The 23605-nt window shown below is 58.2% G+C and carries 21 protein-coding genes and 1 pseudogene; 14 read left to right on the forward strand and 8 right to left on the reverse strand.

Annotated features, from left to right (window positions below):
* Positions 1 to 6 precede the first annotated feature (6 nt).
* From AC07UI_RS10480 to ppnP, 7 genes are all read left to right on the forward strand, one after another.
* A complete protein-coding gene (locus AC07UI_RS10480; protein WP_494992423.1) occupies positions 7 to 876 on the forward strand; it encodes an SDR family oxidoreductase in 870 nt (289 codons plus the stop codon).
* 3 nt (positions 877 to 879) lie between these two features.
* Positions 880 to 2496, forward strand: coding sequence for a geranyl-CoA carboxylase subunit beta (atuC, locus tag AC07UI_RS10485; RefSeq protein WP_494992424.1), 1617 nt, complete (start codon positions 880 to 882; stop codon positions 2494 to 2496).
* Positions 2497 to 2642: 146 nt separating this feature from the next.
* A complete protein-coding gene (gene atuD, locus AC07UI_RS10490) occupies positions 2643 to 3800 on the forward strand; it encodes a citronellyl-CoA dehydrogenase (RefSeq protein ID WP_494992425.1) in 1158 nt (385 codons plus the stop codon).
* Positions 3797 to 4594 carry an enoyl-CoA hydratase/isomerase family protein gene (locus AC07UI_RS10495; protein ID WP_494992426.1) on the forward strand — a complete coding sequence of 266 codons (798 nt, stop codon included), beginning with the start codon at positions 3797 to 3799 and terminating at the stop codon, positions 4592 to 4594. The genes atuD and AC07UI_RS10495 overlap by 4 nt, the downstream gene beginning before the upstream one ends.
* A gap of 82 nt (positions 4595 to 4676) precedes the next feature.
* Positions 4677 to 6638 (forward strand): acetyl/propionyl/methylcrotonyl-CoA carboxylase subunit alpha, encoded by a 1962-nt coding sequence (locus AC07UI_RS10500; RefSeq protein ID WP_494992427.1) that lies wholly within the window; start codon positions 4677 to 4679, stop codon positions 6636 to 6638.
* A gap of 223 nt (positions 6639 to 6861) precedes the next feature.
* Positions 6862 to 7404: a 3'-5' exonuclease gene (locus AC07UI_RS10505; protein WP_494992428.1), complete on the forward strand. Its 543-nt coding sequence runs from the start codon at positions 6862 to 6864 to the stop codon at positions 7402 to 7404.
* Positions 7405 to 7697: 293 nt separating this feature from the next.
* Positions 7698 to 7982 (forward strand): pyrimidine/purine nucleoside phosphorylase, encoded by a 285-nt coding sequence (gene ppnP, locus AC07UI_RS10510; RefSeq protein ID WP_258699842.1) that lies wholly within the window; start codon positions 7698 to 7700, stop codon positions 7980 to 7982.
* An 86-nt stretch (positions 7983 to 8068) separates the two neighbouring features.
* On the opposite strand, the gene AC07UI_RS10515 is transcribed toward ppnP, so the two are convergent.
* Both AC07UI_RS10515 and AC07UI_RS10520 read right to left on the reverse strand, forming a co-directional pair.
* Entirely contained in the window at positions 8069 to 8875 is an 807-nt protein-coding gene (locus tag AC07UI_RS10515; RefSeq protein ID WP_494992429.1) for an MOSC domain-containing protein, read from the reverse strand.
* Between the two features lie 225 nt (positions 8876 to 9100).
* Positions 9101 to 10036: a chemotaxis protein CheV gene (locus AC07UI_RS10520; protein ID WP_494992430.1), complete on the reverse strand. Its 936-nt coding sequence runs from the start codon at positions 10034 to 10036 to the stop codon at positions 9101 to 9103.
* Between the two features lie 546 nt (positions 10037 to 10582).
* On the opposite strand from AC07UI_RS10520, the gene AC07UI_RS10525 reads away from it, so the two are divergent.
* Complete coding sequence (locus AC07UI_RS10525) at positions 10583 to 11053, forward strand: hypothetical protein (RefSeq protein WP_494992431.1); 471 nt, start codon at positions 10583 to 10585, stop codon at positions 11051 to 11053.
* A gap of 383 nt (positions 11054 to 11436) precedes the next feature.
* Here the strand turns inward: AC07UI_RS10525 and AC07UI_RS10530 are convergent, their stop codons facing one another.
* Complete coding sequence (locus AC07UI_RS10530; RefSeq protein ID WP_494992432.1) at positions 11437 to 13596, reverse strand: cytochrome-c peroxidase; 2160 nt, start codon at positions 13594 to 13596, stop codon at positions 11437 to 11439.
* A 651-nt stretch (positions 13597 to 14247) separates the two neighbouring features.
* Between AC07UI_RS10530 and AC07UI_RS10535 the strand changes: the two genes are divergently transcribed.
* The 3 genes and pseudogenes from AC07UI_RS10535 to AC07UI_RS10545 all read left to right on the forward strand — a co-directional run bounded on the left by AC07UI_RS10535 (position 14248) and on the right by AC07UI_RS10545 (position 16725).
* Complete coding sequence (locus AC07UI_RS10535) at positions 14248 to 15924, forward strand: multiheme c-type cytochrome (RefSeq protein WP_494992433.1); 1677 nt, start codon at positions 14248 to 14250, stop codon at positions 15922 to 15924.
* 113 nt (positions 15925 to 16037) lie between these two features.
* Positions 16038 to 16157: pseudogene (locus tag AC07UI_RS10540) on the forward strand (sensor histidine kinase); the annotation flags it as partial.
* A 292-nt stretch (positions 16158 to 16449) separates the two neighbouring features.
* Positions 16450 to 16725, forward strand: coding sequence for a hypothetical protein (locus tag AC07UI_RS10545; protein WP_494992434.1), 276 nt, complete (start codon positions 16450 to 16452; stop codon positions 16723 to 16725).
* A gap of 63 nt (positions 16726 to 16788) precedes the next feature.
* On the opposite strand, the gene AC07UI_RS10550 is transcribed toward AC07UI_RS10545, so the two are convergent.
* Complete coding sequence (locus tag AC07UI_RS10550; protein ID WP_494992435.1) at positions 16789 to 17976, reverse strand: molybdopterin molybdotransferase MoeA; 1188 nt, start codon at positions 17974 to 17976, stop codon at positions 16789 to 16791.
* A gap of 22 nt (positions 17977 to 17998) precedes the next feature.
* The gene (moaB, locus tag AC07UI_RS10555; RefSeq protein WP_494992436.1) at positions 17999 to 18538 is read right to left on the reverse strand and encodes a molybdenum cofactor biosynthesis protein B; all 540 of its coding nucleotides are present in this window, start codon (positions 18536 to 18538) and stop codon (positions 17999 to 18001) included.
* 79 nt (positions 18539 to 18617) lie between these two features.
* Here moaB and mobA point away from each other — a divergent pair, with 79 nt between their 5' ends.
* On the forward strand, positions 18618 to 19220 hold the full coding sequence (gene mobA, locus AC07UI_RS10560; protein WP_494992437.1) for a molybdenum cofactor guanylyltransferase MobA: 603 nt from the start codon (positions 18618 to 18620) through the stop codon (positions 19218 to 19220).
* Between the two features lie 75 nt (positions 19221 to 19295).
* Positions 19296 to 19517 carry a YgdI/YgdR family lipoprotein gene (locus AC07UI_RS10565; RefSeq protein ID WP_494992438.1) on the forward strand — a complete coding sequence of 74 codons (222 nt, stop codon included), beginning with the start codon at positions 19296 to 19298 and terminating at the stop codon, positions 19515 to 19517.
* 116 nt (positions 19518 to 19633) lie between these two features.
* Here AC07UI_RS10565 and AC07UI_RS10570 read toward each other — a convergent pair whose 3' ends face one another.
* From AC07UI_RS10570 to AC07UI_RS10580, 3 genes are all read right to left on the reverse strand, one after another.
* Entirely contained in the window at positions 19634 to 20524 is an 891-nt protein-coding gene (locus tag AC07UI_RS10570) for a pseudouridine synthase (protein ID WP_494992439.1), read from the reverse strand.
* 91 nt (positions 20525 to 20615) lie between these two features.
* Positions 20616 to 20936: a transcriptional regulator gene (locus tag AC07UI_RS10575; RefSeq protein ID WP_494992440.1), complete on the reverse strand. Its 321-nt coding sequence runs from the start codon at positions 20934 to 20936 to the stop codon at positions 20616 to 20618.
* A 141-nt stretch (positions 20937 to 21077) separates the two neighbouring features.
* Positions 21078 to 21314 carry a glutaredoxin family protein gene (locus AC07UI_RS10580; protein WP_494992441.1) on the reverse strand — a complete coding sequence of 79 codons (237 nt, stop codon included), beginning with the start codon at positions 21312 to 21314 and terminating at the stop codon, positions 21078 to 21080.
* A gap of 220 nt (positions 21315 to 21534) precedes the next feature.
* Between AC07UI_RS10580 and AC07UI_RS10585 the strand changes: the two genes are divergently transcribed.
* Complete coding sequence (locus AC07UI_RS10585) at positions 21535 to 23490, forward strand: monovalent cation:proton antiporter family protein (RefSeq protein ID WP_494992442.1); 1956 nt, start codon at positions 21535 to 21537, stop codon at positions 23488 to 23490.
* Positions 23491 to 23605: the final 115 nt, after the last annotated feature.

The raw sequence follows: 23605 nt of genomic DNA on the forward strand, positions 1-23605 counted from the left end.
GTCGCCATGGCCTATGACTCCATTTTCAAACCCGATTTGTTCGCCGGACAAACCATCATTGTCACCGGCGGCGGTAGCGGTATCGGCCGTTGCACCGCCCACGAACTGGCAGCCCTTGGCGCTCTTGTACTGTTGGTCGGACGCAAGGCAGACAAGCTGAAAACCGTCGCGGCGGAAATTCTCGAAGACGGCGGTAAAGCCAGTTACCAGACCTGCGATATCCGTGACGAAGACGCGGTCACCATTCTGATCAGGCAACTTATCAGCAAGCACGGACCGATTCACGGGCTGGTCAACAATGCCGGCGGCCAGTACCCGTCACCGCTGGCATCGATCAATCAGAAGGGCTTCGAAACCATACTGCGGACCAATCTGGTGGGCGGTTTTCTGATGGCCCGGGAAGTGTTCAATCAGTCCATGAGCCAACACGGAGGCGCCATCGTCAATATGATCGCCGACATGTGGGGCGGCATGCCCGGCATGGGCCACTCCGGGGCCGCGCGTTCAGGCATGGACAACCTGACCAAGACCGCCGCCTTTGAGTGGGGTTATGCCGGGGTGCGGGTCAATGCCGTGGCACCGGGCTGGGTCGCCTCAAGCAGTATGGACACCTATGAAGGCGCATACAGAGCAGTGATTCCGACCTTGCGCGAACATGTGCCGCTCAAGCGCATCGGCACAGAGTCGGAGGTCAGCGCGGCGATTGTCTTCCTGCTCAGTCCGGCGGCGGCCTTCATCAGCGGCAGCACATTACGCATCGACGGTGCGGCCAGCCTCGGCGGACGTGCATGGCCAATACACAAGGCGAAAAACAGTGAATCCTTCAATGGATTTCACCGTTCTCATTTGCCGGAAGTGCTCAAGGATAAGGAATAACCCATGCCGGTGATTCAATCTCGGCTCGACCCGCACAGCGCGCAGTTCGCGCAGAACCGCGAGGCGATGCTGGTCGGTGTCGCCCAGGTTCGCCAGCTGGAGCAAAACCTGTTGGCCAAGGCAGCCGAGGCCAAACCGAAGTTCGACAAACGCGGGCAACTGTTACCCCGCGAACGTCTGAACCTGCTGCTTGACCCCGGCGCGCCGTTTCTCGAACTGGCGAGCCTGGCCGGTTACAAGTTGCACGACGACAAGGACGGCAGCCAGGCCGGTGGCGGACTGATCGCCGGGATTGGTTATGTAGCCGGGGTGCGGGTGTTGGTGGTCGTCAACAACAGCGCGATCAAGGGCGGGACCATCTCCCCCAGCGGTCTGAAAAAGTCCCTGCGTCTGCAGCAGGTTGCGATGGAAAACAAACTGCCGATCGTGACGCTGGCGGAAAGCGGCGGTGCCAACCTTAATTACGCAGCGGAGATTTTCGTCGAGGGCGCCCGCAGCTTTGCCAACCAGGCGCGGATGTCGGCCATGGGCCTGCCACAGATCACGGTGGTGCACGGCTCGGCGACAGCTGGCGGCGCTTATCAACCAGGGCTGTCGGACTACGTGGTGGTGGTGCGCGGCAAGGCCAAGCTGTTTCTCGCAGGCCCCCCGCTGCTCAAGGCGGCCACCGGCGAAGTGGCCACCGACGAAGAACTGGGTGGCGCCCAGATGCACGCGCAAATCGCCGGCACCGCCGAGTACCTGGCCGAGAGCGATGCCGACGGTCTGCGCATCGCCCGTGAGATTGTCAGCCTGCTGGCGTGGAATGCGCAGTTGCCTGGGCAGTCGGCCAGGACCTGGGCCGAGCCGCTGTACCCGATCGATGAGTTACTCGGCTTGATCCCCGACGATCCGAAAAAACCCTACGACGTTCGGGAGATCATCGCCCGGGTGGCGGACGGTTCGAGCTTTCTGGAGTTCAAGGGTGAATTCGATCACCAAACCATTTGCGGACACGTGCAGATCCAGGGCCGACCCTGCGGTTTTATCGGCAACAACGGCCCAATCACGCCTAAAGGTGCGAGCAAGGCCGCGCAGTTTATTCAACTCTGCGATCAGAGCCAGACGCCGCTGCTGTTCTTCCACAACACCACAGGATTCATGGTCGGCACCGAGTCAGAACAACACGGCGTGATCAAACACGGCGCGAAGATGATCCAGGCAGTGGCCAATGCCCGCGTAGCTAAACTGACCATCGTCGTCGGCGGCTCCTACGGCGCCGGCAATTACGCGATGTGTGGCCGCGGCCTGGACCCGCGCTTCATCTTTGCCTGGCCTAACAGCCGTACCGCAGTGATGGGCGGCGCCCAGGCCGGCAAGGTGCTGCGCATCGTCACCGAAGCCAGGCAGGTCAAGGATGGCTCGATCACCGACCCGAAGATGCTCGACATGCTCGAACAGGCCGCCGCGCAGAAACTCGACAGCCAGTCCACCGCGCTGTACGGCAGCGCCAACTTGTGGGACGACGGCCTTATCGATCCACGGGATACACGAATTTTGTTGGGTTACTTGTTGGATATTTGCCACGAAGCGCAAGTGCGTCATCTACAACCCAATAGTTTTGGGGTCGCGCGCTTTTGATGATCGTTCCCACGCTCCGCGTGGGAATGCAGCCCGTGACGCTCTGCGTCACAAAAGCGGACGCAGAGCGTCCAGAGAGGCGTTACCACGCAGACGGTTCGACGCCTCGACGTGGGAACGATCGGAGCTTGAGGAGAACAATAAAAATGATCTTCACCCGGGAACACGAAGAACTGCGTCGCACGATACGTAATTTTGTCGATCGCCAGATCAATCCTCACGTCGAAGAATGGGAAAAGGCCGGGCGCTTTCCCATTCATGAGATTTTCCGCAAGGCCGGCGAGTTGGGGCTGTTAGGTATTTCCAAGCCGGAAAAATTTGGCGGCATGGGGCTGGACTACGGCTACTCGATCGTCGCCGCCGAAGAGTTCGGCACCATTCATTGCGGCGGTATACCGATGTCCATCGGTGTGCAGACCGACATGTGCACGCCTGCGCTGGCGCGCTTCGGCTCTGATGAACTGCGCGAAGAATTTCTGCGCCCTGCCATCAGCGGCGAATACGTCGGCTGCATCGGCGTCTCCGAAGTCGGCGCCGGCTCCGACGTCGCCGGGCTGAAAACCACCGCCCGCAAAGACGGCGACGACTATGTGATCAACGGCAGCAAGATGTGGATCACCAACTCGCCAAGCGCCGATTTCATCTGCCTGCTGGCCAACACCTCGGACGACAAACCCCACGTCAACAAATCGCTGATCATCGTGCCGATGAACAGCCCCGGCGTCAGCCTCGGCCCGCATCTGGACAAGCTCGGCATGCGCAGTTCGGAAACCGCCCAGGTGTTTTTCGACAACGTGCGCGTGCCGAAGCGTTACCGTATCGGCCATGAAGGCGCAGGGTTCATGATGCAGATGCTGCAGTTTCAGGAAGAACGCCTGTTCGGTGCTGCGAACATGCTCAAGGGCCTGGAATACTGCGTCGACAGCACCATCGAGTACTGCAAGGAGCGCAAGACGTTCGGCAACGCACTGATCGACAACCAGGTGATTCATTTCCGTCTGGCCGAGTTGCAAACCGAAATCGAATGCCTGCGCGCGCTGGTCTATCAGGCCACCGAGCAATACATCAAAGGTCAGGACGTCACGCGCCTCGCCTCCATGGCCAAGCTCAAGGCCGGGCGTCTGGGCCGGGAAGTCAGCGACAGCTGCCTGCAATATTGGGGCGGCATGGGCTTCATGTGGGACAACCCGGTAGCCCGTGCCTATCGCGATGTGCGGCTGGTCTCGATTGGCGGAGGCGCCGACGAAATCATGCTGGGCATCATCTGCAAACTGATGGGCATCCTGCCCGGGAAAAAACCATGAGCCCGCTACCCGCCTGCGAAACGCTGCTGCTGGAGCCCCACAGCGGCGTGTTGCATATCACCTTGAACCGACCTGAAAGCCGCAACGCCATGAGTTTACAAATGGTCGCGGAGCTGCGCGCAGTGCTGGCGGCGGTGCATGATGACCGGCAGATCCGTGCGCTGGTCATTGGCGGCGCCGACGGCCACTTCTCGGCCGGTGGTGATTTGAAAGACATGGCCAACGCCCGCGCCCAAGGGCCGACGGCTTATCGTGAGCTGAACCGCGCCTTCGGCGCCCTGCTGGAAGAGACTGAACAAGCGCCGCAAGTGGTGATCGCCCTGTTACAAGGCGCGGTTCTGGGCGGTGGTTTCGGTCTGGCCTGTGTCAGCGATATCGCGATAGCCGATCATCAAGCGCAATTCGGCATGCCGGAAACCAGCCTTGGTTTGCTGCCGGCGCAAATCGCGCCGTTCGTGGTCAAGCGCATCGGTTTGACCCAGGCTCGCCGGCTGGCCCTGACCGCGGCACGCTTTGACGGCAACGAAGCTGAGCGTCTGGGTCTGGTGCATTTTGTCGAAAACGATCCGCAAGCCCTGGCCGAACGTCTCGACGAGGTGCTTGCGCATGTCTTGTGTTGCGCACCGGGTGCCAATGCCGCAACCAAAGCCCTGCTGCTGGCCAGTTCCGAACAACCTCAGGGGGCATTGCTGGATCAGGCTGCCGATTGGTTCAGCGCTGCCGTGACCGGGCCGGAAGGTATCGAGGGGACCACCGCTTTCCTACAGAAACGCCCACCGGTCTGGGCGCCCTAAAACGGCCTTGTAGGAGCGTCGACCGGCTGCTCCTACAGCGATGACGGCAGCACAAACAACACAGATCCCAAGGAACCGCCCCATGCCCGCCTTGCGCAAAATCCTGATCGCCAATCGCGGTGAAATCGCCTGTCGCATCCAGAGCACGGCCCAGGCGCTGGGTTACCGCACAGTCGCGGTATTCAGTGACGCCGATGCCGACGCACGCCATGTTCGCCTGGCCGACGAAGCGGTGAACATTGGCCCACCACCCGTGCAGCAGTCCTACTTGAACATCGCTGCCATCATCGACGCGGCACAGCGCAGCGGCGCCGATGCGATCCATCCCGGTTACGGTTTTTTATCGGAAAACGCCGCATTCGCCACGGCCTGCAAACGTGCCGGGATCACCTTTATCGGTCCCGGCCCCGAAGCCATTGAGCTGATGGGCAGCAAACGGCTGTCCAAAGTCGCCATGCTCGCCGCGGGCGTGCCGTGCATCGGCGGTTATCAAGGCAAGGAACAGGACGATGCCACCCTGAGTCGCGAAGCCGAACGCATCGGTTATCCATTGATGATCAAGGCCAGTGCCGGTGGTGGCGGGCGCGGCATGCGCCTGGTGCATGAGGCCCGCGAATTGCTGGCGCAAATCCGCACCGCGCGCTCCGAAGCCCTGCACGCATTTGGCAGCGACGAGCTGATTCTGGAACACGCACTGATCGAACCGCGACACGTGGAAATCCAACTGTTCGGCGACCAGTACGGCAACCTGATCTACCTTGGCGAGCGCGATTGCTCGATCCAGCGCCGTCATCAGAAAGTCATCGAAGAAGCGCCCTGCCCGGTGATGACCGCCGAGTTGCGCCAGGCCATGGGCGAAGCAGCACTCAAGGCCGGTCGCGCGGTGAACTACGTCGGTGCCGGTACGGTGGAGTTTCTGCTGGATCAGCGCGGGCAGTTTTACTTTCTGGAGATGAACACCCGCTTGCAGGTCGAGCATCCGGTGACTGAACTGATTACCGGCCTGGACCTGGTGGCCTGGCAACTGAACGTCGCCGCCGGACTGCCGCTGCCATTGCGTCAGGAGCAGGTCGAACTCAAGGGCCATGCCATTGAAGTGCGGCTGTACGCCGAAGACCCGGCAGAGGATTTTCTGCCACAGGCAGGTCAGGTCGCGCGCTGGGAACCGGCACTGCAGGACCGCGTGCGCTTCGACCATGGCCTGCTCGAGGGCCAGACTATCAGCCCGTTCTATGACCCGCTGCTGGGCAAGATCATCGCCCATGGCGACACTCGGGAAGAGGCGCGACGCAAGTTACTGCGAGCGGTCGAGGACTGCGTGTTACTGGGCCTGCAGAGCAATCAACGCTTGCTGGCCAATCTGCTTGAACACCCGCAGTTCATTGCCGGCGAGTTCAGTACGGCATTCATTGCCCAGCACTTCGCCGACGACCCCAGCTTGCGCCCGCACACACCAACCTTTGAGGAACTGGCCATCGCCGCCGCGTTGTTCTATCAACAGTCGGCCAGTCTCCATTCAACCGAGCTGGCGGGTTGGCGCAACAGCGCCAGTGTTGCGCAGCATTACCGGATCGGCCTGGATGATGTGCAGTGGTCGCTGGAACTGACCGCTTTGGCGTCCAGACAGTTTCAGGTTCAGCAAGCAGGGAAAACACTCGAACTGAAGTTGCTCGATGGCGACGACCGCTGGGTCAATCTTGAAATCAATGGCATCCGCCGCCGTTACGCCTATCGGCTCGACGCCGGGCACTTGTGGTTGTTCACCCGTCCCGGCAGCCTGCACTTGCGCGATCAAACCCGGGCGCTGGTCGGCAGTCAGGCCTGCGTCAGCTCCGGCACCCTGAAAGCACCAATGGATGGCGCCATCGTCGACGTCCTGGTCAGAGAAGGCAGCCAGGTCACTAAAGGCCAGCTATTGCTGGTGCTCGAAGCGATGAAGATGGAGCATCCGCTCAAAGCAGGGATCGACGGGGTGATCAAACGAATACAAGTCAGCCTGGGCGATCAAGTAAAAAACCGACAAATACTACTCGAGGTCATCTAGTGGCCTGTACGGTTAGTTCGTCAGTTCAAATTCGGATGCCGGAAGTCCCTGGCCAAGGCGCTGTGACGAGTCATAGCCCGCTATGGCGAGGAACAGCAACGCAGGATAGGGGCTTGTGGCGCCGAAGTTGACTAACAGAACCAACCACACAGGCCACTAGGCGGATCCGTCGGGTTTGGCTACGCTCAAGCCTCATAAGGATGCGGATATCAGGAAGCCTGCGATGCCTCACTGGCTGGTAATAGACCTTGAAGCGACAACAGATGAAGGAGGCTGGCCTGTGGCCGAGATGGAAATCATCGAAATCGGCGCCACACTGGTGAACCGCGAAGGCCGGGAGCTGGATAGCTTTCAGCGATTCGTGCGCCCGTTGCGTCGGCCACTGCTGACGCCCTTCTGTCGCGAGTTGACGCATATCACCCAGGCCAATATCGACGCCGCCCAGCCCTTGACCGAGGTCTGGCCGCTGTTTGAGCGCTGGCTCGGCCAGCATCAATCGCGTCTCGACGGCTGGGCCAGTTGGGGGGATTACGATCGCAAGCAACTGGAACAGGAATGGCAGCGACTGCAGTTGCACAGTGCGCTGAGCCAGGTGCCCCACATTAACCTCAAGCAGCGCTTTGCCAAGGCCCGTCGACTGGAGCGCCCGCTGGGGCTTAATGGTGCGCTGCAATTGGCCGGGATGCAGTTCAGTGGTCAACAGCATCGGGCACTGGAGGATGCACGCAATACCGCACGCCTGTTACCGCTGAGTCTTCCGATCTAAAGCTGAAATACCGCGCCGTAGCAGCTGCCGAGCCTGCGAGGCTGCGTTCGACTGCGAAGCGGTCGTTAAATCAGGCAATGGGTTCTTTCAAGCAAACCGCGTACAGCGGATTGGCGAGGACTTCGGTCGAGCGCGACCCCGGCTCGAACGCAGCCTCGCAGGCTCGGCAGTTGCTACGATGCGCGTAACACAGCACGCTTATTACCGCTGATTCTTCCGGTCTAGAGGGGTGACGAGCTATTTAGGCTTGTGCATACTGGCCAGCCTTTTTAGCCCATTTCGAGGAATCTCCCATGTTTAAAGTCAACGAGTACTTCGACGGCACCGTCAAGTCGATTGCCTTCGGAACCGCCGAAGGTCCGGCAACTATCGGCGTCATGGCACCGGGCGAATACGAATTCGGCACCAGCCAGCGGGAAATCATGCACGTGGTCTCCGGCGCACTGACCGTCAAACTGCCTGAGAGCAGTGACTGGGAAACCTTCGCCGCTGGCAGCCAGTTCAATGTCCCGGCCAACAGCAAGTTCCAACTGAAAGTCGCAGTCGACACTGCTTACCTGTGCGAATACCGCGGCTAAAACCGATCTGAAACCCGGTTTTTTTGCGGCGAATACAAAAATGCCCGTATCAAGCGATACGGGCATTTTTCATTCAGGACCGTTCATTATTCGACAATCGTCACCGGCATACCGACTTCAAGCCGGCCATTGCCGTCGTTGACCAGGTTCTGGCCGAACATTGCGCCACCTTCTTGCGCCCGGTATTTTTGAAGCGTGGCCAAGGGTTCACGATCCTCACTGCGCGCACCCGTCTGCGGGTCGATGGTGGTCAGGATGCAGCGCGAGCAAGGCTTGACCACCCGGAACTCGACGTCGCCGATGCGAATCCGCTTCCAGCCATCCTCGGCAAAGGCTTCACTGCCTTCGATCACCAGGTTGGGGCGAAAACGCAGCATTTCCAGCGGGCGGCCGACGCGGCTCGACAAGTCGTCAAGCGAAGCCTGACCGATCAGCAACAGCGGAAAGCCATCGGCAAACGCGACTTGATCGTCGTCTCTACCATAGCCAGCCTGAGTGGTGCGCGCGCGCTCGAGCGGCACCTGCACCAGCCGTGTAGGTTTGCCAATGAACTCACTCAGCCAGGCACCCGCCTGATCGCCCGCATCCGGAACCCGCAAGGTGTCGCGCCAGATGGTCACACCGCGCAGTTCAGCGTGGTCGTCGGGTAAAGAGACGTCGATGGGGGAACGGCCTGGAGCACTGAGGGTCAGGCCGCCAGCCGCATTCCACAAGGCCGAGAGCTGGCTCATTTGCGGTACCGCACGCTGGGTCAGGAAATGTCCACTGGCCTCATCCACCAACATCCAGCGTCGATCCCCGTCCAGCCCCAGTTTATCCAGGGTGATCTGTTGCAACGGTTCGCCCTTGCCGGACTTGAGTGGGTAACGATAAAGCGCGCTGAGACGCAGCATGAGCCAGCTCCCTGTTGGGCCAAAACGCCACCCTATACGAGCTCGATCGCTGAATCAAAGGCAGACTGCGCTGTGCCCCTGTAGGAGCAGCCGATCGACGCTCGATTGGTCCGGGCGGCGTTCCGACGATGGACTCAAGGGCGGCGCGTTTATTCAGCAAGCGCGCGTTATCGTTAACTTCCATCGCGAGCAAGCTCGGCTCCTACAGGTCTGTTTTAGAGGTTCTCAGGCGGGGACTTCGTCCAGCATCAAACGCTGACGGACCACGTCGACCAGTTTGTCCGGCTGGAATTTGGACAAGAAGTTGTCGCAACCAACCTTTTTCACCATCGAATCGTTGAAGCTGCCGGATAACGAGGTGTGAAGTACCACATACAAACCGCGCAGGCGCGGGTCGTTACGGATTTCAGTGGTCAGACGGTAGCCATCCATCTCTGGCATTTCCGCATCAGTGAAGATCATCAGCAGCTTGTCAGTCATGACCACACCGGTGTCGGCCCAGGCCTTGAGCATGTTCAGCGCCTTGAGACCGTCGCTGGCGATGTGCATCTTCACCCCAAGCTGGCCCAGGGTATCGCGCAATTGCGACAAGGCCACCTTGGAATCATCGACCAACAACATTTCGCGACCGCGGGCACGCGCCAGCACTGGGTGATCGAGCTTGTCGCGAGACACCTTGGCGTTGTACGGCACGATTTCGGCCAGTACTTTTTCCACATCAATGATCTCGACCAGTTGATCGTCGACCTTGCTGATGGCGGTCAGGTAATGCTGGCGACCGGCGCTGGTCGGCGGTGGCAGAATCGCTTCCCAGTTCATGTTGACGATGCGATCGACCCCACCCACCAGGAACGCCTGCACAGAACGGTTGTACTCGGTCACGATGATCGTGCTATCAGGTCCTGGCACCAGAGGTCGCATGCCGATCGCCTGGGACAGATCAATTACCGGCAGTGTCTGGCCGCGCAGATTGACCACGCCGCAAACAAACGGATGGCGCTGAGGCATCAGCGTCAACTTGGGCAACTGCAACACTTCCTGCACCTTGAAGACGTTGATCGCAAAAAGCTGCCGACCGGCCAGACGGAACATGAGAATTTCCAGGCGATTCTCACCCACCAGCTGCGTGCGTTGATCTACCGTGTCGAGAATGCCAGCCATTAATGACTCCTGGGCGTGTTCTGATGAATTCACTAAAGAGAGTTATCGGCGGATTGCGCCGGACCTTGACCCTCAAACAAAATGACATGCAACAACACCGATATCATACTGACATCATGCTCTACTGGCTTCGTCATTCAATCAGCTGCATTTCCCATCACGTGACCTCGGTGTCTACACAAGGTCCCCTTATCTAAGGGAATCCCCTACTGACAATCAGGTCCGACCTGATACTCGCAGTATCAAATAGCCATTAATGTGATGTCATTCTCGTAGCATGAATGGAGTCAGGCTTTTGTCAGTGATTACAGGACCGCGGCCAGGCGCCATTTCCCGTTTACTTGCCTGTGCCATTCGGCCCCTACGGCTGGCTATCTCCAGCCAGTTAAAGATTGCCTCTTCAGGCTTGTTGAATGATTCGCCGAGAACAAACACACTGCTTATCTCAGACCAGCAACAATCAGAAATAGACTACAGACACCGCTCAAAAGTCTGCATTAGATTATGGTCATTCGCCCCACCTGACATGATGTTGTGGAGAAAAGCATGCTGAACGGCGGAAAAGAGTGGCCTCAAAGACTTCCCGAGTTTCTCCTCGAAGCTGAATCGCTATTGGCCAAGTCAGAGGAATGCCTGAGTCATCTGCAACTGATCAGCAATGACAAGGACGCCATCGACTGCATGCTGAGTACTCTGCTCAGGCTTGCCAACAAGGCTGATGCACTGGCAATCCAGGCAGTTTCCGAATTCTCGCGGCATATTCATGGTTTGCTAACCCACGCGCGAAACCATATGGACCTGCACGATCAGGCTCTGGATGCCTTGAAAGACTGCTTTACCTTGATGGCCTGGCAACTCGAACTCATCGATCTTAATACCGGCAAGCTCGGTCTGGATGACAGTGAACAAGTCTCTCTGATCAATGCATTTGCCTTCCAGGTGGGGCAGAGTCAGTCTGGCCCGTCATATCATCCCAAGCCGTTTACGCTGGTTTCTCTCGCAGAGCGCCAAGTGTGAGTGCGTAAAAGATCCGGATATTCAGTGTCAAGGGATCGCCCTGCAACTTGAGCATTACCCGGCAATATCGCCATTAAAGACTTCATATCCATGACCGACAAACACAACTGACTGGCTACTCACTTTCTCAGCCGAGTCTTTGGTGAATGCCCGACAAGAACGGCTACCAACGTCCAAAGAATCTTGAAATCCTGACGCTTTGGACCTGTATCCAGAACGCGGCCAACGGTATTTCAGGTGGTATTATGCCGCCCCTTGGATGACTCATGTCCTTAGTTGACTCACTTAATGGCCAAACCCGCTCAAGGTCCACTTGGCGGGTTTTTTTGTTGGCTGACATAACTAGCTTTGGGAGTTGCAGTCGTTCGGACCCTGCATCCAAATCAAGGAAGGTCGTTGTTGAACGGTTGCAAAGGTCCCTGACTGAGTGTGCGACCTTCTGCGCCGACGGGTTTAATCACCACTAGCGCATCTGCCGCCCGCTGGGTCGTTGCCGTGAGATCAGCCGCCTGTGCGGTCACGCTGTTTTCGTCACCCACTGCGCCTTGCGGAATGAACAGCTCCGGATGATCGAATGGAGCTCGTTCCCATGCGACCCGCGGGTCGGTCAACCCGACTTCCATGAATTTGACCAGTGCGTCAATGTCAGTGGAGGACAGGCTCAGGGGTTTTATATCCGGACTGAGGTTCGAGGCGTTGTGCTGATTTACGCTGGGATGGTCGAATCCGCTGGTGTTGTTCGCATCCTGGCCGCGCTGGTCGCCGCCTCGGTTGTAGAACTCCACGACCTGTTGCAGGGTCGCCCGGCTGCCATTGTGGAAATACGGCCCGGTCAAAGCGATGTTGCGCAGCGTCGGTGTCTTGAAGGTCCCATCGACAGAATCGCGGAAGCCGACTTTGGGCGTGAGCGTCGGGTCACAGGGTATCGCCGAGCTCAATGGCACGTCGAATGTGCAAACGTTGACAGTAAAAGGGTCAGGCACTTTTCCGCCTTGCAGCATGGTGTTGTATTCGCGGGTGAAAGACAGCGGGTTACCAAATGGGTCCGTACCGCCGGCCCCCAGGTCCTCCGAAGTCGAGCGCACACCTGTGTTGAAGAAGCCTCTGTCAAGGAGCGTCGTCAGGTTGTCAGCCATCGTAATACGGTTGACGCGCCCACCGGCCAGGAGCCGCAAACTGCTGGCTGCGTTCGTCAATTCCGGTCCAGCATGGCATTTAACGCACTTGCCCTTGCCAGTGAAAATACCCATGCCAGTGACTTGCTGGGCATTCAATGCCTGACGATTACCGTTCAAGTAGTCATCCAGCGGCGCCTGATCAGAGACCAGGGTGGATTCGTACATCTGGATCGCGAGCCCGAAGAAGAGTGGGAAATTGGCCTCTATCTGGCTATACGGCGTGCTGCCTAGCGAAACCTGCTGAGTCGCGTTCCACAGCCTTGGCTGGAAGACCTTCTGGACCATGTCACGGTAGGTGGGTCGGTTTGCGCCGGAGAAAGCGCCCAGTACCGAATCGGTTGGTGCGATCTTCTGTTGGGTGAGCAACTGCCTGTCGAGCATGCGTCGGCCGATGTCCGCGAAGGTGCGCCCGCCGCAGGACATTTCGACTGCGCTGCCGGGAGGTCCTACGGCCTGCGAGGCGGCAGAGGCATCGTTGAGTGCTAGCCGCACCTTGGCCGCAATCCCGCTGGCATCGTTGGTGACGAAGATGCCAGCATCAGGATCGCGATTGCCGAACGGCGAGAAGCCATTGAAGACGTTGTTGGCCCGACCATCCCAGAAATTGCGCACGTTGAAGGCGGCGTTGATCACTGTAGGTGCGTTGCGCCCGGTAGTACGACGGACATTGATGGCACCCACATGGAAAATGCCGTCCGGCAGCTGCGTGCAATTGTCGAAACGCGATTGAGACGCCATGATGAACTTGGCGTCGAACACACCTTGTGAGCCGGTCACATCGTCGGTCGAGTAGAGGATCGTCGAATTGTGATCGAGCGGATTAGCCAGCACATGGGTCGGGAAGTCGGCTTTCTTGAGCGTGTAGTTCGGGCCGCCCTTGCCACCGGATTTGGTCGTGAATGAGGCCACGTCGCCAGGAATGCTGGACGCTGCGAACGGCTTGTTGAAGAGCGACGCGACGTTCGCATCGGTGTTACTCAGGCCGGGATTGAGCTGGTTGGTGATCCGGTGATCGACCCCGGCGTGAAAGTGGCAAGTCGCGCAAGCGGTGGAGCCATCACTGCCGATGTTCATGTCCCAGAAAAGGGCCTTGCCCAATTGGATCGCCGCTGCGCGATTTTGCACGTAGTCAGTCATCAGATCGACCTTGCGTCCGCCCTCGGTTCCCGACGGGTCGGGCGGCGTCATGCCGCGTAGCGACTGCAGTTTGTTTAATTGCAGCTCGGTTGCTGGCTGTGGCGCTGTAACTGGCGCTGGCGCTTTAGCGGCGAGGGCAATCTTGTAGGGCGGACTGACTGCAACCAGTCCGCCTGCGACCGCGCAGGTCAAGCTGATAGTTCGAAGGATGCTCAAGTGTTTCTTCATGATGACATTACTCGATTCAGTTTGGGGTTGCCGAGTTCGGGGACTTTCCTTTTGCGAGATGAATTCCTGGCCAGAAATATTTCTGTTCGCGCGAGTTATCACGTCGACTCGAAGTTGGCTGGCGTGAAGCGTAGTCAAATTAGGCGAAGCGCTATTTTATATGCTGAATTGAAATGCCCTCCTGTCACAGTGTGGCGGCTACCTAGATTCACTCTAGCTGCAATGGAAAATTTTAGTAGTCATTTTTTTAAAATCTTGTGTGTCGAGCGAGTCATTCGTTAGTTTAAAAGCCTGCCGGGCGGAGATGAGCAGCGACGGGCAGAAAGAGCGGTCACACACTCCCCCAACTTCGGTATACCCCCCCCACTAATGGGTGCCATTACCCAGCAGTATTCGCGTTTTGATGAACCCTTCACTTCAGGCTCAAGCCAGTGTTTACGGGGCTTTCAGGCTGTCACGCATATTTTGTCAGAATGCTGGCAGAGTAATTGCTGAGTGAGTTTGTCCCGTTCATGAAAGGTGGAGAGTCGGGGAGTTGTAAGTGCCCCATTGAGTGATTACATATAACCATCGGCATGAATCATGAAGTACCTCTGTCAACTCAATAGACGTGTTGCGGTCACCCTCTGCAATCGTCTTGGGGAAACTTTCATGAACCACCATAAACACACGTTATTGCAGGTAGCGCTGCACTTGTTATTAGCTTTTATTATTCTATGGATGATGTGCGCCGGCTCTTTCGCGGCCTTATTCAAGGTACCGGAGAATGTCAGGCCAAGCATTATCGACTTGAATATTTCGCTGACGGTATTGTTCATGCCGTTTTTTGTGGTGCGTGCAGGTTTGCGCTTTAACCCTATACGCAAACACTCGCCCAGGCACAGACCTTTAGTTCGCCGTTTTTTGTGCTTTCTAGCCGGCCTGCTGACGGTAACGCTGGTTGCGGCAGACGAACCTCAGGGCAATGACAATCAAGGTAATGAAAAATGGCTGGAGCCGGCACGCTCCAAGCTCATGCATGTGAATGGCGGTATGCCGTTCTTTCCGCATCGGGCCAATACCACCGGCAACCTGGTTTTGAATGTGAAGGACTTCGACAATGCCCAGATATGTGGCGCTTGCCATACTGAGATCTACAAGCAGTGGCGCTCGTCGATGATGTCCCAAGCCTGGGATGAACCCATCTATCGGGCCTTGCTCAAGCGTGCGAGCTCGGCCACCGAGGGCAAGGTCGATAACTTCTGCACCGGCTGCCATACCCCGATCGGTCTCACGACCGGGCAGATCAATTCGGAACTCAACCGCTCCTCGATTGAAGACAGCGCGAAGAATCATCCGATGCCTGGGGTCGATTGCGAGACCTGCCACAACATCAGTGCCCGCACGGGCCTCGATAACGGCGCCTATGTCTTGAGCCCTCGAGCGCACGGTAAACCGACTAAGTTCGGCCCGCGTAAAGACGCCGTTTCGCCCTATCACGACACCGTGTATTCCCCTCTGCACACGCGCTCGGACTTTTGCGCCACCTGCCACAACGTCACGCACCCGTTCAGCAGTGTGGCGGTCGAGCGCACCTATGACGAATGGCAGGAGAGCTCCTACAGCCTTGACGATAAAACCTGCCAGAGCTGCCATATGTCGAGTTTTGCGGGTAAGGCCGCGATCATGGGGCCAGACCGCGAAAAGGTCGCCTCGCATTGGTTCAGCGGAGCCAACTCTATGGTGCTCAAGCATCTCGGTCAGGAAGAGGGCGCGCAACACTCGCGCGACATGCTCGCGCGCGCAGGGGAAATAAAGTTCCAGCAACTGCCGGCAGCCATCATTCCCGGGCAATACACCTCGGTAGCTGTCAAAGTTGCCAATGTCGGCGCCGGGCACAAGCTGCCGACCGGCTTTCCGGAGGGACGGGAGATGTGGATTGATTTCCGGGTGCTCGATGCCAGTGGTCGCGAGCTCTATCGGCTGGGTTCGATCAAGGACGGTAAGACCGAGGACGACACGCGAAACTTCAAAGTGCACCTGGGCGACAAGGACGGCAAAGAATTGGACGTCGATGTCTGGAATGCCACGCAAATTCTCTCGGATAACCGCATTCTGCCCAAGGGCTACGATATTCGGGCGTTCTCCTTCATGGTGCCGACCGACGCAGTCGGGCCGCTCACCTTGACTGCCGAACTGAACTACTGGCCGTTTTCGCAGAAGCTGGCCGACGACCTGGTCGGCAAGGATAAGTTGCAGGTGGAAATCACCCAGATGGCCAAAGTCACGCAGAGCGTACCCCTGTCGACAAGCCTGCCAGCCGTCGGGCCAGAAACTGCGCACTTTTAGCTGTGCAGTGTCGACCTGGCCCCGATCACTGCGCGTGCTTCGTCTATTTACGCCTTACCGGGGCGCGCGCGGGACGTTCGACGAAGGCTTGCTGCGCAGCCAGCACCCTTCGCCTGGTGGCGCTGAATCTGGCCGTGTTGACCAGCGTCTGGGTCCAGCATCGTCACTCGCTGAAATCGATCAAGTTTCAGCCCCAGGAACTGGTCGACCGTCTGTTGGAAGTTAAGGAAAACTCAGGGCCTGGCACTGTTCATCAGCGACGACGGACGGGGCCTTTCTCCGGCACTGAATCCAGGCCAGGAAGGGCAGCGCGCAATGGCTGGCAGGTCGGAGCGGATCGATCATCAGCCTCGATGACTAACCGATTATTGATCATCCCGACAGCTATCGAATCAAGCCGCCCATCCTCCGGTAAATTTTCTGACAGCACACTGCGAATCGGCTTAATTGACCTGAATGAGGTAATCGAAGAACGTTCGTGAGCCATTGTTTTTCGCGCGAACGACGCCTCACACAAGGAAGTGCATGGACATGAACAATGAGAGGCTCTCAAGGGGCTCAAACCCGAGTATCGATCAGCTGCAGAGGAGCGCGTTACCCAGCGATGTAAACGCCCGCCGCATGGTTGCTCGCCCGGAATATATGCACAACGGTCTCGATAAATCGCCTGGCAACGCTAAATCCATCAAGGGCATGCTCGCCTGCTCGGCTGTAGCAGCAGCGCTGCTGATGCTGATTACTCTTCTGGCCTGGATTTCCAACAGCCGTTTCGGTCAACTTCTGCAAGCGCTGATCCGCTAGCCCACTCCAGACTATTACTGCGCCCGGCCCTGTTCAGGCCGGGCCCGGTTGAGCCGCCAAGGCTCACCCCAGCACTTCACTCAACGGAATGAAGTTCACCCAGTCGTCCTCAGCCAGCGTGCGCCCCTCCAGCACTTCAACCAATCCCTCGGCCCAGGCCGCACTGCGTAATACCCCGGAGCTCTGATTTTTATAGATGATTGCTCGCCCATGTTCCAGGCGCCCTCGCAGGTACTCTCGACGGTTGCCCGGCTTGGGCCAGACAAACCCTGCTGGCACCTGGAACTGCAACGGCTGCACCTCCACCACCCCCTGTCGGCGCAACAGATAAGGCCGGGCCAACAACGCAAACGTCACCAGGGTCGACGCAGGATTGCCCGGCAAACCGATCACCGGCACGCCTCTAAAGTGTCCAAAAGTCAGCGGTTTTCCGGGTTTGATAGCCAGTTTCCACAGCGCCAGCTCACCTTCTTCACGCAGGGCGACACCGAGGAAATCCGCTTCTCCCACCGATACACCACCCGTGGAAAGGATCAGGTCAACATCTGCCAACTCAGCGAGTCGATTACGGGTGGTCGGTAGATCATCAGGCAAGATTCCGGCATCAACCACTTCGCAACCCAGGCGCTGCAACCAGCTGCACAGCAGCACGCGATTACTGTTGTAGATCTGCCCTGGCCCAAGCGGTTGTCCTGGTTCGATCAGCTCGTCACCAGTAGACAGCACGGCCACCCGCACCCGGCGAATCACATTCAGCTGCGCGCAGCCCAGGGAAGCAGCCAAACCTTGCTCGATCGGTCCCAGGCGAGTGCCCGCCGACAACACCTGTTCACCGACAGTAGTTTCCTGGCCTTGTGGACGAATATTCTGTCCCGCGCGCAGTGTTTCGGTGAAGCGCACACATCCATCGGCCAACACTTCAGCATTTTCCTGCATCTCGACGCAGTCGGCCCCTGCGGGCACGGGAGCGCCGGTGAAGATCCTCGCACAGGTGCCCGGTGCCAACGGCTCTGGTGCCTGACCTGCGAATATCCGCTGGCTGACCGCCAGCGCGTCTCCGTTCCAGTCGGCAAGGCGCAACGCATAGCCATCCATCGCGCTGTTAGGCCAGGGCGGTAGATCCAGGGTCGAAATCAAATCGTCAGCCAAAACCCGGCCTTGAACCTGTGCCAATGGCAGCTGCTCGCACTCGCGAATCGGCGAGGCTTGAGCCATGGCCAGCAAGCGGGCCAACGCGTCTTCGACCGGCATCAAGGCTCCGGTCTTGCCCGGCTTATCCACGGGATTCACAGGGTGCGGACTGTTTCAGATGCGGGACAAAGTTGCACGGCCGATGCCGCGAGTCCAGTTGCTCTGCGAGGATCCCGTCCCATCCGGTGCGAACTGCATTGGTCGAGCCTGGCAGGCAACACACCAGCGTGCCATTGGCCAATCCGGCCAAGGCCCGCGATTGCACGGTTGAAGTGCCAATGTCCGCGACCGAAATCTGCCGGAACAACTCGCCGAAACCATCGACCTGTTTATCGAGCAGGCAACTGACCGCTTCCGGCGTGCTATCGCGGCCAGTAAACCCGGTACCGCCGGTAATCAACACCACCTGCACGACGTCTTCGGCTATCCAGGTCGCGACTTGCGCGCGGATTTTGTAGAGATCATCTTTAAGCAGAACCCGCGCGGCCAGGTTATGGCCAGCGGCGCTCAGACGGTCGACGAAGACCTGTCCGGAAGTATCGGTTTCCAGGGTGCGGGTGTCGCTGACAGTCAACACCGCGATGTTCAACGGTGCAAAAGGTACATCAGCCTTGGCTTTCATAGGCTCGATCCAGTTGTAGGAGAAACAGCCCGGTGTTATATCACAGCGTCCTGTTTCGCTGCCCCTGCGGAGACGCTTCATGAATTCGAATACTCAACTGCCGCCCTGCTCCATTCTCCTCCTGGCGGGCGGGCGCGGGCAACGCATGGGCGGTCAGGACAAGGGTTTGCTGGAGTGGCAGGGCCAGCCATTGATTGCTCATCTGCACCGCAAGACGCGCGGGTTGAGTGATGATCTGATCATCTCCTGCAACCGCAACCAGGATAAATACGCGCCCTTTGCCGACCAATTGGTCCAGGACGACAGCGACGAGTTCCCTGGCCCACTGGCCGGTATTCGCGCAGGGCTGGCGGTTGCTCGACATACTCATCTGCTGGTATTGCCCTGCGACGTACCGCAAATTGATGCCAGTCTGCTGAACGCAATGCGCGAAACCGCCAGTCAGCATCCGGACAAACCGCTGATGCTGCGCCATGGGGAGCACTGGGAACCACTGCTGTGCATTATCCCGACGGCGCTCGCGGCTGCTTTCCAAAGCGCTTGGGATGACGGTGAACGCAGCCCGGGCAGACTCATGCGCAGGCTGGGTGCCAACGCCTTGCAGTGCCCCGAAAACGATCACCGCCTGGCCAATTTGAATACCCCTGAGCTGTTACGCCAGCACAACAGCGTGTCGGATTGACGCTAGCCAAGGAGCTTGCGCGCGTTGTATACCTCTCAAATCAGTAATCAAAAATATTCAATTCGGAGACACCAAATGATTCAACGGACACTCGCCACCCTGATGCTTGCACTGGGTCTCGCCACGCTCGCCGGTTGCGCATCGCCCGCTGTGATCACTCTGAATGACGGCCGTGAAATCCAGTCTGTCGACACACCCAGATTTGATAAGGATTCGGGTTTCTACGAGTTCGAACAGCTTGACGGCAAACGCACCCGCATCAACAAAAATCAGGTTCGTACCGTTAAAGACCTGTAAGCCCAACGGCTACAGTCAGATATAGATAAAACCCGCCTTGTGCGGGTTTTATCGTTTTTACGGGGAAAAAAGTCCCGATCAGCGCCTCAATAACCTGACGCAACCGTTACCGGGAATCACCACTGCAAGGTGATTTCGCTTTCAAAATGACGCCCCTGCCCCGTCAGCGGGTCGATAAAGCGCAAACCTTGAGCCAGCAGCTTCAGCGGGTTCGCATAGTCATCTTCGGCATCCTTGAGAACATCGGGATAGAACGGGTCATTACAAATACCCGCCCCCAACGCACTCATGTGCACCCGCAACTGGTGTTTTTTACCTGTGACGGGAGACAACGCGTAACGCCAAAGCTCACCATTTTTCTCGCTGACCGCGACAGCCGTTTCGGTGTTGCTGACCCCAGGGCCTTCCTGCATGCGGAAGAAGGGTTCGCCATCGACCAATCGGCTTTTGTGAACCAATGGGAATGACAACTCCGGCAAAGCTCGGGCAATAGCCTCGTAGCGTTTCTCGATTTTGCGGGTAGGAAACAACGACTGATAAGCCGAACGGCTCTCGGGATTGGCCGAAAACAACACAAGCCCCGCCGTATGCCGGTCGATTCGATGCAACGGCACCAAATGCGGGTTATCCAGACGACGGATCAGACGTCGCAGCAAGGTCTGTTCAACATACTCACCCGCCGGGGTGACCGGTAGAAAGTGCGGTTTATCCGCAACGACCAGATGCTCATCGGCATAGAGAATCGACTCCAGCACCGGGATCGGCTTTTCGTCAGGCACCTCACGAAAATAATGTATCCGCAGACCTTCCCTGTATGGCAAGCCAACGGTAATCGCTACACCATTGCCGTCCAGAACGCGCCCACGAGCGATCCGGTCCAGCCATTGCTCGCGGCTGATAGCACGAAAGTGTTCACACAGGCACTCGAGCACGGTCGGCCATGAGCCCGGAGGCAGATACAACGTACTCGCTTGATTCTGTGCAGCGTTAAAAGATGGCGTAGACATACAAGGGCTCTGGGCATTAGTGCAGGCAGGCATTATCCAGCAAGGGCGCAAGTGAACCTAGGAGAGTTTCGGGCACAGGCAACTCACGGCCTCAGGCATGAGTCATCCCGGGCTGCGCCGCGGCTTCGGTAAACTCTTTGAGCCAGCGCAGTACATCAACAGCCTCCCAGCGTCCTGGATCATAAAGCGCATACAACACCCCCTGATAACCCACCACATCCAGCTGCCGGTGGTAACCCGCACGCTGAAACAAGGCTTCGATTTCAGCGAAGCAAGTATTGAAGTGCAGCTTGTTGAAGGGAGTTTTCCCTTCCGTGACCAGACCATCCAGACGCAATTCGAGCACGGCCTCGCGGACGACGTCAGCGGACATCCGGTTCACGCTGCTCTTCAATTGTTCGACATTGACCATGGGATTTCCCTCTGTTTTCTTGATTCGCCAGCTGAGAGACATGGCAGAACACTCGATAGCTGTATAGACATACAGTAACCGAATATTACGTCTCTCGCCAACGGATTACAGAAGGATCGACAAGCGCAGAGCCAGTATTGATCAACGCAAAAAAGCTACGACCTGCTCGGCATCGAACGGCCAATCCAGTTCGGCACCGGTATCGATACGTCGCAGGACCGGGATACGCAAGCCGTAGTCTTCGACCCATGCTTCGTTTTCGGCAATGTCGACCAGTTCCACCAACAAACCGCGCTCGACCAAGGGCATCACTTCGGCTTCGGCAAGTTCACAGAGATGGCAACCAAGGGTGCCGAATAGCTGGCATTCAGAAGGCATGACAAACAGACCACCAAGGAATAGGCATTCATTCTAGGCCCGACGGGAAAACACGTCGAGCCAAGGGATTTACCTGACCGGACATAACCATCAGCCGCCGACATCAGGTAGCTCCACACAAGAATGACGCAGATCATTCTCCCTCAGAGCCGATTGCGCGATGCTCGCGGCTTCTTTGCCTCTACGCTCTGCCAGTCAACGCCCCTGACCGGAGACTTCTGTGTTCGCAAACCTGTTGATCATCCTCGCCTCGTCACTGGTGGTGATTGCACTGTTCCGGCGCCTGCAACTGCCACTGGTGTTGGGCTATCTGTGCGTCGGCCTGCTGGTGGGGCCAACTGCATTCGGCTGGGTGAATGACAGCGAAGAGTTACCGGACCTGGCCGAGCTGGGCGTGGTCTTCCTGCTTTTTTCACTGGGGCTTGAATTCTCCCTGTCTAAAATGCTCGCGTTACGTCACGTGGTCTTCGGTCTGGGCAGCCTGCAGGTGCTGGTTACAGGTGTACTGCTGGGCGGCGTGTTGTTGCTGTCCGGAGTGCCGACTACCTCAGCCTTGTTACTCGGGGCCGGCCTGGCACTGTCTTCGACCGCCATCGTCAGCAAAGAATTGACCGGTCTGGGCGAGATCTTCAGCAGCCACGGCCAGAATGCAATCGGCGTGCTGTTGTTCCAGGATGTGGTCGCGGTGCTCTTGCTGACACTGGTTCCAGTGTTTGCCGGCAGCAGTGATCAGGCCTGGTATTGGGCGCTGCCGACCACCCTGGGGAAAACTGTCGTGCTGTTTGTCGGCCTGCTTTTGGCCAGTCGCTGGTTGCTGCCACGACTGTTCCATGAAGTCGCCGCGTCCCATTCCGCCGAGTTGTTCGTGCTGCTGGCATTGGTCATCGTGCTACTGACCGCCTGGTTGACTCATCTGCTGGGGCTCTCTCCTGCCCTGGGTGCCTTTCTAGCCGGCATGCTGCTGGGGGAAAGCCATTACCGGCATCAGATCGAAGCCGATATCCGGCCGTTCCGCGATATTTTGCTGGGGTTGTTCTTCGTCAGTATCGGCATGTTGATCGACCTGCAGTTATTCGCCAGCCACGGTGTATATATCCTGGGTCTGACGCTGGCGCTGTTGCTGATCAAGGGCGCCGCGGTGGCGGCTCTGGTCAAATGGCGTGGTAGCGACGGCGAAACAGCCTGGCGTAGCGGACTGGCACTGGCTCAAGGAGGCGAATTCTGTTTTGCGCTAATGGCGCAGATGCAACAGAGCAATTTGATGCCCACCGACATGAGCGGCCGTCTGCTGGCGGCAACCTTCTGTTCGATGCTGTTGACGCCGCTGCTATTGCGCGCAGCCCCAGGCATCGCCGCCCGCTTGCATCGCAAACCCAATGAGGAGGCGAAACTGGAAGAAATCACCGAGCTGAATGCCGAATTGCACGGGCATGTGGTGATCTGCGGTTATGGTCGTGTGGGCCAGTCCATCGGCCGTTTTCTGCGGCGCGAACAACAGCGATTCATCGCGCTCGATGACGACCCGGTGCGAGTCCAGGAAGCCGCGGCCGGTGAAAGTTGCGTGCACTATGGCGACTCACGTCGCGGCGAGTTGCTCGCGGCCGTCGGACTCGAGCGGGCACGGTTGCTGGTGATTGCCGTGGACAAGACTGACATCGCCTTGATCGTGCTCAAGGAAGCCCGCCGAATCAACGCTGACGTCCCGATTCTGGTTCGAACCCGGGATGACAGCCAATTGGCTGAGTTGAAAGCCGCAGGCGCCAACGAGGTTGTCCCGGAGTTGCTCGAGTCAAGCCTGATGCTGGCCTCTCATGCGCTGATCATGCTCGGATTACCCGAACAACAGGTCCAGGCCAACGTCGACGAAGTCCGGCACAACCGCTATCGCCTTCTGCATGGTTTTTATCACGGTGCGCAGAGCAACCTGCTGGACAACCGGGGGCAGCCCAAGGTGTTGATGCATGCAGTCAATCTCGGTACCGGCGCCCATGCCTGCGGCTTGCCGCTGAACGATCTGGCGCTGGAGCAGCTGGGCGTGGACGTGCAGGCCGTGCAGCGCGGTGGCAACGAACTGGCAACTGACGCTGTCACCCACCTGCAGGCAGGTGACACAGTACTGATGTCCGGCACCTTGTCAGCCCTCGAGGCCTGTGAAGCGCGATTGCTGGGCGGGTAATAAAGCGGATGGAAGGGAAGCACAAGGCCTGTAGGAGCCGAGCTTGCTCGCGATGCAGGCGGCGCGGTGCATCAGGCAAGCCTCGCCATCGTTTATCGCGAGCAAGCTCGGCTCC

It is taken from the genome of Pseudomonas sp. GW821-FHT04C07 (assembly GCF_059420325.1).